This window comes from Paraburkholderia sp., assembly GCF_036488505.1.
Taxonomy (GTDB): Bacteria; Pseudomonadota; Gammaproteobacteria; order Burkholderiales; family Burkholderiaceae; genus Paraburkholderia.
Genome location: NZ_DASXHN010000068.1, coordinates 1 through 12005 on the forward strand (window position 1 = coordinate 1; position 12005 = coordinate 12005).

10 protein-coding genes and 3 pseudogenes are annotated in these 12005 nt (G+C 61.7%); 6 read left to right on the plus strand and 7 right to left on the minus strand.

Annotated features, from left to right (window positions below):
- Positions 1-10: 10 nt before the first annotated feature.
- The gene (locus tag VGH68_RS03900; protein WP_331602193.1) at positions 11-514 is read left to right on the plus strand and encodes a nuclear transport factor 2 family protein; all 504 of its coding nucleotides are present in this window, start codon (positions 11-13) and stop codon (positions 512-514) included.
- Positions 515-1308: 794 nt separating this feature from the next.
- Here the strand turns inward: VGH68_RS03900 and VGH68_RS03910 are convergent.
- The 3 genes and pseudogenes from VGH68_RS03910 to istA form a co-directional block, all read right to left on the minus strand.
- Positions 1309-2179, minus strand: a pseudogene (locus tag VGH68_RS03910) (IS3 family transposase); the annotation flags it as partial.
- A 167-nt stretch (positions 2180-2346) separates the two neighbouring features.
- A complete protein-coding gene (istB, locus tag VGH68_RS03915; RefSeq protein WP_331602186.1) occupies positions 2347-3114 on the minus strand; it encodes an IS21-like element helper ATPase IstB in 768 nt (255 codons plus the stop codon).
- A gap of 12 nt (positions 3115-3126) precedes the next feature.
- Positions 3127-4650 carry an IS21 family transposase gene (istA, locus tag VGH68_RS03920; protein ID WP_331602187.1) on the minus strand — a complete coding sequence of 508 codons (1524 nt, stop codon included), beginning with the start codon at positions 4648-4650 and terminating at the stop codon, positions 3127-3129.
- Between the two features lie 184 nt (positions 4651-4834).
- Here istA and VGH68_RS03925 point away from each other — a divergent pair.
- Positions 4835-5934, plus strand: a pseudogene (locus VGH68_RS03925) (IS110 family transposase).
- Between the two features lie 332 nt (positions 5935-6266).
- On the opposite strand, the pseudogene VGH68_RS03930 reads toward VGH68_RS03925, so the two are convergent.
- The 3 genes and pseudogenes from VGH68_RS03930 to VGH68_RS03940 all read right to left on the minus strand — a co-directional run.
- Positions 6267-6528: pseudogene (locus tag VGH68_RS03930) on the minus strand (transposase); the annotation flags it as partial.
- 252 nt (positions 6529-6780) lie between these two features.
- Complete coding sequence (locus VGH68_RS03935) at positions 6781-7704, minus strand: SDR family oxidoreductase (RefSeq protein WP_331602188.1); 924 nt, start codon at positions 7702-7704, stop codon at positions 6781-6783.
- Between the two features lie 12 nt (positions 7705-7716).
- Complete coding sequence (locus VGH68_RS03940) at positions 7717-7920, minus strand: heavy-metal-associated domain-containing protein (RefSeq protein WP_331602189.1); 204 nt, start codon at positions 7918-7920, stop codon at positions 7717-7719.
- 124 nt (positions 7921-8044) lie between these two features.
- Here VGH68_RS03940 and cueR point away from each other — a divergent pair, with 124 nt between their 5' ends.
- The 4 genes from cueR (at position 8045) to VGH68_RS03960 (ending at position 10978) form a co-directional block, all read left to right on the plus strand.
- Positions 8045-8467 (plus strand): Cu(I)-responsive transcriptional regulator, encoded by a 423-nt coding sequence (gene cueR / locus VGH68_RS03945; protein WP_331602190.1) that lies wholly within the window; start codon positions 8045-8047, stop codon positions 8465-8467.
- Positions 8468-8764: 297 nt separating this feature from the next.
- Positions 8765-8911: a DUF3563 family protein gene (locus tag VGH68_RS03950; protein WP_331602191.1), complete on the plus strand. Its 147-nt coding sequence runs from the start codon at positions 8765-8767 to the stop codon at positions 8909-8911.
- Between the two features lie 241 nt (positions 8912-9152).
- Complete coding sequence (locus tag VGH68_RS03955) at positions 9153-9503, plus strand: hypothetical protein (RefSeq protein ID WP_414696890.1); 351 nt, start codon at positions 9153-9155, stop codon at positions 9501-9503.
- Between the two features lie 434 nt (positions 9504-9937).
- Positions 9938-10978 carry an ABC transporter substrate-binding protein gene (locus tag VGH68_RS03960; protein ID WP_331602192.1) on the plus strand — a complete coding sequence of 347 codons (1041 nt, stop codon included), beginning with the start codon at positions 9938-9940 and terminating at the stop codon, positions 10976-10978.
- Between the two features lie 103 nt (positions 10979-11081).
- On the opposite strand, the gene VGH68_RS03965 is transcribed toward VGH68_RS03960, so the two are convergent.
- Entirely contained in the window at positions 11082-11927 is an 846-nt protein-coding gene (locus tag VGH68_RS03965; RefSeq protein WP_331602195.1) for a 23S rRNA (adenine(2030)-N(6))-methyltransferase RlmJ, read from the minus strand.
- Positions 11928-12005: the final 78 nt, after the last annotated feature.

Sequence of the window (12005 nt, forward strand, 5' to 3'; positions counted from 1 at the left end):
GGGGACCGTCATGCCAAACAGAACCTCCTTGCTCCAGCGCGTGGCAGCCACCGCTGCTTTCTTTGTGCTGATCGCAAGCCATGTGGCCCGCGCCGAAGATAGCGTCGCGCCGGCTCATCCGGCCGCCCGCGATATTGCCCAGGAAGAGCGCAACCGCGCGCTAGTCGTGAACTTCTACGATGCGGTGTTCAACAGGCACGATCTCACGACTGCTAGCGCCGTGCTCGCACCGAATTACATTCAGCACAATCCGCATGTGCCCACCGGGTCCGCGCCGTTCATCAGCTTCTTTACCGAATACTTCAAGCATGCCCCCGATGCCCGTTCGGCCATCGTGCGCAGTGCGACCGACGGCGATCTCGTCTTTCTGCATGTTCACTCGACCGGCAACCCGCAAGACCGCGGCAACGCCATCGTGGATATCTTCCGCGTCGAGCACGGCAAGATCGCCGAGCACTGGGATGTGATTCAACCCGTGCCCGAGCAATCGGCCAACGACAACACGATGTTCTAGTCGATCCGGCGAAACACGCTGTCTGCCGCGGGCCTCTCCTCGCGCCAGATAGCGCGCCGCGGTTTAGTCGAGGCTGCCGAATACCGTTGTCAATCGAACTAAAGATACAACCCTCTCGGTGGCCGAAAGCCACACCAATCAGCCAACTGGTCGCATTGGCTCAATTGATTGCACTTCGGTTCCCCTTGATCTCACTGTTGCGCTTGAAACGACGCACCTTTATTCCCGCCATTCGACCGTCCGTCCAATAGGAAGCCGCATCTGGACCGGTTCGGCTCTGATCAAGAAAAACTCGCAAAGACTCGGGCAAGTTGCACAGGCGCGCTCGAAATCGCGGCATGCCGCCACGTTCGAGGCTCGGGAATAAAGCGGACGCTGGCGTGGTTAGCTCAGTATACGCAGCACGATCGACAGGTCGCAGGGTTCCGCTACCGACAGCTGATCGTCGTGAGCTGCGGCAGAAATGGAAGGAGGCGAACATGAACATCGCCGAGAAGTCCCTGCGGTTCCTGGTAGAAAAATGGCTTGCTCCGACTCCGACGACGCGGCTCCGCGTAATTCAATTCGGTCGTACCGGTTGCGAGAGGAGACGCTATGTGCGCGTCGAGGCGTTGGCCCCGAGCGGTTCGCATGCGATTTTCTTCTTTCGACACAATGACGGCTGCTGGTGTGTATTTCCGCCCGCGATTGCACGCCCCGCATTAACGGGGCATCGGCTTGCAGCGTAGGGGAGAGAGGTGGCCTCATCCGTTCGGACAGACTTCTGGGATTTTTAAGTGGAACGTCCGGGGCGGTCATGCTGCCGATTTGATCGCAGGCAGCGTCGCGAAATATGCCTCATCCGGCGTGCGGTTTTCCAGACTCGAATGAGGTCGTCTCTGGTTGTACAGATTGATGTAATCGCCGATTGAGCGCCGGGCGTGGCCGACCGATTCATAGGCTTTCAGATACACCTCTTCATATTTCACGCTTCGCCACACGCGCTCGACGAACACGTTGTCTCGCCAGGCACCTTTGCCGTCCATGGACAAGCGGATGCCCCGGCTTAGCACGGCCTCGGTGAACACTGTCGCGGTGAACTGGCTGCCCTGGTCGGTATTGACGATCTCAGGTTGCCCGTACTTCGCGAACGCTTCTTCCAACGCCTCGACAGCGTGCATCGCCTCCATCGTGATCGCTACGCGGTGGGCCAGGACCTTGCGGCTGGCCCAGTCCACCACGGCGGTCAGATACACAAAGCCGCGCGCCATTGGGATATAACTCGTATCCAGTGCCCAGACCTGGTTTGCCCCATTGATCGTCATGCCCCCGCAGCAGATACGGCCAGATCTTGTGCTGCGCATTGCGTCGGCTCGTGTTCGGCTTGCAGTACAGGGCCTCGATACCCATGCGCTTCATCAGCGTGCGCACGCGCCTGCGGCCAATCTCGTGTCCCTCGCGACGCAGCAGTCGCGCCAGCATCCGCGCTCCCGCAAACGGAAACTCCATGTGCAGTTCATCGATCCGGCGCATCAGCAACTGGTCTGCCTCGCTCACCGGTTGCGCCCGGTAATAAACGCTCGATCTTGCGATACCAACGAGTCGCGCCTGCTGCGAGACCGGCAATGCGTGCGTACGATCGATCATCGCTTTGCGCTCAGCAATCCCGCCTTGTTGAGCGCGCCGCTTAAGACATGATGGCCTCCAAGGGGAGCGCGGCGTTGACGTTCATCCGATAATCGGACGACCTTCACTGAACGATGCGTATTTCGGCGAACGTGACCGCCGATTTCGGGATGGTGACCGATTTGGCGGGGTTTGGCGTTGCGCGGTGTTGATTGTAGATTTCCTCGTTAGTTCTGGTCGAGTTCTGGCTCCAAGATGTTGGGTTCGAGGGACGCTTTTCGCAGCGATTCGCCGGTGAGCGTGATCCGATGATGACGTTGCATGAGTCGATCGAGCATCGCGTCGGCGATGGTCTCGTCGCCGATCCAGCCATGCCAGTGTTCAATTGGCAATTGGCTTGTGACGATGGTTGCCTTGCCCGCCGCGCGGTCGTCGATCATCTCGAGCAAATCATTTCGCACCATCGCATCGAGAGGAGCCATTCCCCAATCGTCCAGCAGGAGAACATCAACGCGGGCGAGCTGCAGCAACCATTTGGTGAAGCCGCCGTTGCCGTGTAGGACGCGCAGTTCTTCGTTCAGCCGTGGCACGCGCAGGTACAACGCCGAGTGCCCGCGCCGGCAGGCGTATTGCGCGAGCGCGCAGGCAAGCCACGATTTGCCAGCACCCGTTGGGCCGCTAATGAGCAGGCTGTAGCCGGCTTCGACCCAATCGCCCAGGGCCAGGCTCATGAGCGAGCGAGAGTCCACGCCCCGGCCGGCACGGGTGTCGAGATCTTCAATGGCGGCCTGCGGATACTTCAGGCGCGCTTGCTTGAGCAGCCGTGTGCGGCGCCGATCATCGCGCCAACTGGCTTCGCGATCGATCAACAGCGATAGCCGTTCCTCGAAGCTCAGGCCGGCCGAACCAGGCTGCGTCAATTGTTCTTCGAGTCCGTCCGCGAAGCCATCAAGCTTGAGGGTGCGAAGTTGGGTCAGGGTCTGTTGCATCATCATGGCCGGTCCTCTTTATTGGTAGTAGCTGTAGCCGCGTACGTGCGCATGGCTTGGGCTGATCCAGTCAGCAGGCGTTGCCGCGGCAGCGCGGTCGCGGTTGTTGATCAAGATCTCGCGCACATGGCGGTAACGATGCACGCCCAGTTCCAGCGCGAGCGCACACGCGGCTTCGAGACTTTCGCGCCCGTAACGACGAGAGAGCGAGAGCAATCCCAGGCACGCCCGATAGCCGTGTTCGGGATGACGTTGCTCCTGCAGTAGTCGGGTGACGAGCGCTCCAGTTGCCGAGCCGATCTGCTGCCCCCAATGAATGAGCCGCTGCGGCGTCCATTCCAGATGGGCGCGGTGCGCCGCCGGCATATGCTCGACGATGGTGGTGTAGCCGCCCGCGCGATCATTGCGGGCGTGACTGGCAACGCGGCGGCCGCGATGCAATAGCTCGACGGCGCCCGCCGTGATGCGCGCATCAAGCTTGAGACCGACCAGCGCGTGCGGCACGCTGTAGCGGTGTTTGTTGATCTCAACGTGATAGTCGATGTGAACCGTCACCGTCTTAAAGCGCGCAAGTTCGTAGGGCTGCACCGGCAGCGGCTGCAGTGTCGGCGCGTCCAGTTCGGCGAATGCGCTCGCTCGACATCCTGGCAGCTTATGGAACCGGCGCTCGTTCAGATTCTTCAGCAACGGCCGGATCGCGTCGTCGACCGACTGGACCGATGCGAACCGATGATGACGCAAGCGCGCCATGATCCAGCGCTCGACTACCTGTACAGCGACTTCTACCTTCGGTTTGTCCTGCGGGCGATATACACGTGCCGGCAGGAACGAGGTGCCGTAGTGTCGCGCGAAGTCCAGCACGGTGTCGCCAGCACGAGGCTCGTAGCGATCGGGATCGGCAATCATCGCGCGAGGGTTGTCCGGCACAATCAGTTGCGGCACGCCGCCATAGAAGGTCAGTGCACGTGCAATGCCACTCAGCCAGTCCTCCATTGTCTCGGCCGGGGTCGCGCACGCGAACGTGTAACTCGAGGCGCCCATGGCGCCCACGAAGACGTGTGCACGGCGTCCAGTCGTCAGCGGCAATGTGGGGCCGGCGAAGTCGACGAACAGCTTCTCCCCGGCGCGATGGATCTGCCGCATCGAGCGCTTCAGACGTTTCGTGAACGCCTTGTAGTGCTCGCAGAATTGCGTGTAGCGGTAGGTTTGCCGGTCTGCGAACTCGGCCTGGTACTGCTCCCACAGCAGCGTTAGCGTCACGCCCTTGCGGCGAAGTTCATGATGGATGCGCCCGTAATCGGGCTGGGCATAGGCTGCAGGCCCTGTGGGCTTGCCGAGCAGCCGCCGTTCGAGCTCGCCTTCGTCCATTTCACAGGCGCTCGCCCAGTCCAGCCCGGCGGCGCCCGCCCGTCCGACGTACTTCGTGACCACGCCCTTGGAAATGCCCAGCGACGCGGCGATCCGATCGTGCGAGAAGCCGCCATCGAATTTAAGTCGTAAAACGTCCTTGATCATGCGCATGTTCATCCGGTGCGCGGGCATGTTCTCTCCGGCCAAAGCCGGCGAGCATAGCCCGCATGGTTGATGTCATGCGCAACGCCAATCCTGCCTACCGGTCCGTCCGGTCACGTTTCCGAAATGCTCGGTCACGTTGCCGAAATCGTCGGTCACGATCCCGAAACGGCCGGTCACGTTCGTCCGAAATACGCAAACGACGGAGACAGTCATGGACAAGGTCAAGATTTATGTCGGGCTCGACGTGCACAAGGACTCGATTGCAATCGCATTCGCGAGGGCGCATTCACGGGACGATCCTCAGTTCGTCGGTACGACCCGCTACAGCGTCATTTCGCTAACCAAAGCGCTTTCAAAGCTTGGCGCCCCATCGGAAATCAGCATTTGTCATGAGGCAGGCCCCTGCGGGTACGGCTTAGTCCGGGCACTGCGCGAGCAGGGCTATCACTGTGACGTGGTTGCTCCATCGCGGGTCGCCCGCCGACCGGCTGACAGAATCAAGACGGACCGTCGCGACGCGCTGCTTTTAGCGAGACTCCATCGGGCTGGCGAACTTGTGCCGGTTGCCGTTCCCGAACCGCAGGATGAAGCCATCCGCGACCTGGTTCGCGCTCGCGAGGATGCAGTGAGCGACCAGCGCAGAGTACGCCAGCGGCTCAAATCCTTCCTGCTTCGCCATGGTCATGCCTATACCGGTACGCGCTGGGGCCCGAAGCATGAGCTCTTTCTCTCCAAGATCAAGTTCCTGGATTCCGCCCAGCATATCGTCTTCACCGAGTACCGGATGGCGGTACGGTTTGCCACCGAACTCGTCGAGCGCCTCACACAGTCGCTGCGGGCCACGCCGAAACCTGGCGTTGGCTGCCAGTGGTCAAAGGCCTGATGACCCTGCGCAGCATTGACTTCATCTCCGCGTTGACCATTGTCGCGGAACTTGGTGATTTACGGCGTTTCCCGCATCCACGCGAATTCATGCGCTACCTGGGACTTGTACCGTCGGAACACTCCAGCGGGAATACAAAGCAACGAGGCCGTCTGACCAAGACGGGAAACACGCACGTGCGCAGGATACTTGGCGAGGCGGCGTGGAACTATCGGTTGCCGGCGAGAATCGGTGAGTCGCTACAGCCTCGACTGGAAGGACAACCTCGACATATCATCGACATCGCCTGGAAAGCGCAGGTTCGGCTCTGCCACAGATTTCGCCGGCTTCGCGCACGAGGTCTTCACCAGAACAGGACCTGTGCGGCAATCGCGCGCGAACTATGTGGCTTCATCTGGGACATCGGGACACGACTGCAGCCAGCCTGAGCACGCCGTTAAATCTTGCCCGGAGATTTTAGACAGGAGCCGCTATCGCAAAACCTTTGACTTCCACCTGATCGGTAACGCGGCATCGGGCGCGATGAGGGGAATCCTCGAGATTTTTTTGTGAGCACGCGACTGCGTGATCTCCGTGGTTAAGAGCGAGGTAGCCCCGTGACGGAAAGATGAAATGCGGTAACCAGCCCGCGGATATGAGCTTGATCCATCGTCGATAAACAGCCCGTCTACCGCGTTACCAATCAGGTCGGACACGTTCACATTCGAGATCGCGGTGGCGAGGTCGGCGCTCGCCCTGCTTGCAAAAACAGGCCATATGAAAAATCGTTCTCCAGCGTGAGCTGACCGATCTTCGCATGTAGCTCCTTCAAATCGACTTGCGGCTCGCTCGGCGCCGTGCCACCTGCGCCAAATACGTCGGCCGCACGTTCCTGCAACTGCCGCTTCCATTCGGTGATCTGGTTCGGGTGCACATCGAACTGCTGCGCCAGTTCGGCTAGCGTCCGCTCACCCTTGACCGCCGCCATCGCCACTTTTCGCTTTGAACGCGGCTGAGTGCGTCCGTCGGGTTCTCTTCGTCATCTTCCTGGTTCCTTTGTCGGCATTATCGCCGGCTCAGGCCCCGTGCGTTCCACTTATCCGACTGTCCGAATTTGCGCGGCCACCTCTGCTCAGAGATGTTGCTGCCGTGAGATGGTCGCTGACGCGCGCATCACTGATTAACGACGTCGCATTACGTCAACACGTTACTCTCCACGCGCTTACCCGAATCTTCCACCCGGTCACGACAGGCCGTGGCTTCCTTGATCGACGCTGGCGGCCCTCGCTGCCCGGTCACACCCGCCGCGGACCGCTTCGCCACGGAAACGCGGTCAGCACCTTGCGGATCGCCGTGTCAAATGGCGTACGCCGCCCGAAACCCAATGCCTCGAGACGGCTGGACTCCAGATGGCAGTTGTGCGGGCGAGGCGTGGTATCGATTGGCGTGCGCTGCGGCTCCAGCTGCGCGTCGAGTCGCAGCGCATCGGCGACACGCACGGCAATCTCGTATTTAGTCATCGGTTCGTCGCCCGACCATTGCACGATGCCGGAGATCGCTTTGCCGCTCGCGTGCCGTTCGAGCATTTGCCGGATCACGCATGCGACGTCTGGCGTGTAGGTCGGATAGCGGATCGCCCATGCGTCCATCGCCGCGGGCTGGCTATCGGCGGTGGCCGATGCGGCAATCGCCGGCACGAGACTCGTCACCGCCGATTCGGCCCAACTCACGATCGGCCCGTATAGCAACGGCAAACGCAGGACGCAGCCGCGTCTCGCTGTGTCGCTCAGCGCCCGTTCTCCGTCGAGCTTGCTGCGACCGTATGCGTTGAGCGGCGCGGGCGCGCTGTCGTGGCGATAGGGCGGGTGTGTGCCGTCGAACACATAGTCGGTAGAGATCGACAGGGTCCATGCGCCGCACTGATTCGCCGCTGCGGCGATGGTGCGCACGGCATCGACGTTCAGCGCGCGGGCCAGTGCCGGATCGTGCTCGCAGACATCGGGACGACGCTCCGCCGCGGCAATCACGACGGCGTCCGGCGCGCTGCGCTCGATGAACCGGCCAACGGCTTGCGCATCCCGAATATCCAGCGCGACCATCGCCGGCGACGGCCGGCTGAACGCGGTGGCGAAGACTTGCCAGCTTGTCTCGCGCGCCAGTTCGTCGACCAGTGCCCGGCCGAGCAGCCCCGAGCCGCCAACGACGGCAACCTTGAACATGTCGCCGCCCGTTTAGCTGACAGACGTGACGGTGTAGCCGGCTTCGTCGATCGCAGCCTTCAGCGCATCGACGGATTGCACCGATTCCACCACGACCCGGCCGGCCGCGAGGTCCACCTCGACCCGCGCAGCGGCGTCGTGCTCGCGAATCGCGTTCGTCACGGCCGCGACACAATGCTGGCAGCTCATACCTTGTAGATGGAATTCGATCGTCATTGCAGAGACCTCACGGAACTGGTGGTGGCAGATAGTTGAATTATGCCTGCGGAGCCGTATCTACGCGGCTGACCCTGCCATCATGGGAAGGTATACGATCGACGCACATCCTGAGGAAACAGTCATGAATATTGGCGAAGCGGCCCGCGCGTCGGGCGTCACCGCGAAGATGATCCGTTACTACGAAAGCGTCGGTCTGCTGACCGCGAAGGCGCGCACGAGCGCTGGTTATCGCGTATACGGTCCCCAAGAGGTGCATTCTCTGCGCTTTATCCGCCAGGCACGCCGTCTTGGCTTTCTGGTCGAGGATATCCGGCGGTTGCTGGCGCTTTGGCACGATCGCTCGCGCGCGAGCGCCGACGTCAAGCGGATCGCGCTTGAGCATGTCGCGGAGCTCGATCGCCGCATTGCCGAACTGACCGACATGCGCGATACGCTAGCCCATCTCGCCAATCATTGTCATGGCGACGACCGGCCGGACTGTCCCATCATCGAGCGGCTTGCCGATACGGGCTTGGTCTCGGGTCACGGCTGTCATCCGCTCTGACGTCTGCCGTCGCTGAGGTGCCACTGTGCTCGAATCGCCTGCACACCGCGCGGGTTCCGTACGCAATTGGTGCATGACCGCGCGGGGCGGTACGAAACGCACCTGCTTCATCGCGAAAATGCAATGAGATCAGCGCTTCTGATACAAGCAAGGTGTGCTCCGTTCCGAAGCACAACGCACATCACGTGGCATTTCGCTCACACGGTTACACCATCGGAGCTATAATACGGGTTAACCCTTGCGGGAAATCCCTGATGACCGATCACCGGGGATTAGATCTGATCCTTGGAGAACATCATGTTTGCATACCTTCTTGAAACCCTGAGCAGCTGGTTCGAAACGGCGGAACGTGACCGTCGTGAAGCTTACCTGGCATCGTCGTCGGATATTGTTCAGCTCGAACAGCGGATCCGTTCGCTGGAAACCAACGGTTACTCGCTGTAAGGTTCCGCTGCTGATTTGATCGGGCGCGCCTCGTTGCGCGGCCATTGCTGCAAAGCGTAAGCCCCGCGAAAGCGGGGCTTTGTCCATCTTGGGAGGGACCTTCCGCTCTTTTCACTGTTTTGCGCCGCTGTCGTCAAAGAGGGGTCATGGGGAATAACGGCTAGCTTCGCAATTCGGTCCGAGGTAAGGTAGGGCGGTTTTGCGCAAGCTGGCACTACATTCACAACCGACCAGGCCGCACATGTTCTCCGTCCGCTCGCTCCTATCATTCAAATCCGTGCTGACCATCAGCGCCTTGGCGGCGTTGAAGACCGTGTGCGTCGTGCCGGGCGCGTTCGCGGCATCCGACGAGGGCCGCAGGCCGGTGATTCTCGACACACTCGGCGGCGTCAACAATGCTCAGAGCGGCACGGTGCTGCTTAGCGCGCCACCTGTGCAACAGCCGATCGTCGCTGCGCCGCCGATTGCGGCACCCGTCGAACTGCCGCAGGAATCGTCGCCGCCGTTCGTCGTCGCGCCATATATTCAGTTGCCGGTGAGCGGTGGTGCGCCGGTGCGGCCATCGCCCCGGCCATTGCCGGCTCCTCGATAGCGTTCACAAGCCGGTAAAGACCGGCAGCGGGCCTTGTCTCCGATCCGCTTCTGTCCATAGCATCGCTTACCGGTGCGACATCACACGACTTTTACGTCGTCGCGTATGCAGTTACCGATGCCCGGTGGCGCGCGGTCGCGAGCGATGCGTTGCCGGTCGCGCCCCTGCGGGCGTCGGCAACGACGTGCCCGCCAGTGGTTTCCTTTCAGCCATGTCGCGTCAGCGCACCGGTGTGCATGCGCTGCGCTGAGCGCGTGTCTACACGTCCCGCTCACATGCTGCCGCGCGTTGGTGCCGTCGCATTCGGGTTTGGGCGCATGGCGCGCGCGAAACCGTCCGACGACAATCGTTTCGCGCGCTGCCGGCTCGAGCCCAAACGGTGGCACGCGCATGCGTCACTGCTTCGAAAGGGAACAGAAAAAGGAGACCTCAACATGCCAATTCAATGGATGCAGCGTGCCACGCGCGCCTGCGCAATGCTGTTCGCGCTCGCCGCGCTACCGGGCGCGGCGTTCGCCAAGGACGCCCCCGAAAAGCCGACGCTGACGATGGCTGTCGGCGGTTTGCCCGGTCTTTACTATCTGCCGGTTCTCGCCGCTCAACAGCTCGGCTATTTCAAGGATGAAGGGCTGAATGTCACGCTCGAGGATTTCGCGGGCGGCTCCAAGGCACTCGAAGCCGTGGTGGGCGGCAGCGCCGACGTCGGTGCGGGTGCGTTCGAGCACACGCTATTCATGCAGGCGAAGGGGCAGCACTATCGCGCGTTCGCGCTGATGGGCCGCGCGCCGCAAATCGTCATTGCCGTTGTGAAGTCGAAGGCCGATCAGATCAAGTCGCTCGCGGACTTCAAGGGCGCGAAGGTCGGGGTGAGCGCGCCGGGTTCATCGACGGACCTGGTGTTGACCGTGGCCTTGCGCAAGGCCGGAGTGCAGCGCAGCGAGATTTCGGCGATCGGTGTCGGCAGTGGCGCGACGGTGCTGGCCGCGGTGGGCAGCGGGCAGATCGACGCGCTGTCCAACGTCGACCCGATGATCACCAAGCTTACCCGCAGCGGCGCGATCAAGGTGCTGGTCGATACACGCACGGTGAAGGGCACGCAGGAAGTGTTCGGCGGCACGATGCCCGCGGCGACGCTCTACGCGCCCGAGACTTTCATCCACAAGAATCCGAAGACGACGCAGGCGCTGACCGATGCGATCGTGCGCGCGAACCGCTGGCTGCAAACCGCAAGCGACGCCGATCTTCTAAAGATGGTGCCGCAGGCCTACCTGCTGGGCGACCCGGCCCTCTATGTCGAGGCTTTTCACAATGTGCGCGACGCCTATTCGCCGGATGGGCTGATGCCCGCAGACGGGCCGGCGACCGCGCTGCGCGCGCTGTCGTCGTTCGACAACCGGCTCGACCCGAAGAAGATCGACCTGAGCGCGACCTACACCAACGACTTCGCTATCAAGGCGGGCGCGCCACCGAAGTGAGTAGGGCGACTTGCCCGGTTGCGCGTGATGCGAGTACTAGCGGACCTACTTGGCATGCGTACGCGCGCGACCGGGATAAAGCCCGGCTGAGCACGTACCGCTTTCAATTGCCGCGATATTCGACCGTGAACGTCGCCGCGTTGTCTTCGCCGAGCGTTTTGACGAGCCAGGGCATCTCGTCCTTCAGCATTTTCGCGAGCGTGTACGGCGGATTCAGAATGAACATGCCGCTGCCGAAAAGTCCAAAACCGTCGGCCGGTGGATTGCTGACAGTCAGGCTGACATGTAGCCAATTGTCCTTCTGCAACCGCTTCAGCTGGTCCGGGAAGCGCTGCGATTCAAGGCGCTTCACCTGCGGATACCAGACCGCGTAAGTACCTGTCGGAAAGCGCTTCAGGCTTTCGTCGACACAGCGCAGCGTGCGCGTGTAGTCGCGCTTGTCTTCATACGACGGGTCGAGCAGCACCAGCGCGCGGCGCGACGCTGGGGGCAGCAGCGCGAGAATGCCGTCGAAGCCGTCGCCCGCGTAAAGCATCGCGCGGCGCCCCGCATCGCGAAAATTGTGGCGCAGCACGTCGATTTCCGTGGTATGCAGCTCGAAAAGGCGCATACGGTCCTGCTCGCGCAGTTGGCGCCACGCGATATACGGCGAGCCGGGATAAAAACGCAACTGGCCATCCGCATTGAGCGCGCTGACTTCGTCGACGTATTCGGCGAAGAGCGGTGGCAGGTCGTGGCGTTCCCACAATTTCGCAATGCCGGTCTCGAATTCGCCCGTCTTGGTGGCGTAGCCTTCCTTCAGCGAATAGACGCCGGCACCCGCATGCGTGTCGATGTACCAGTAGGCTTTGTCCTTCTGGCCGAGATAGCGCAATAGCTGCAAGACGACGGCGTGTTTCAGAACGTCGGCGTGATTGCCGGCATGAAAGGCGTGGCGGTAGCTGAGCATGATGAGGAAACGCTGAAAGAGGGCATCCCGGTCCACGGCGGATCCGGCGGTGCGGGTGCAATGCGGCGGCACAACCGG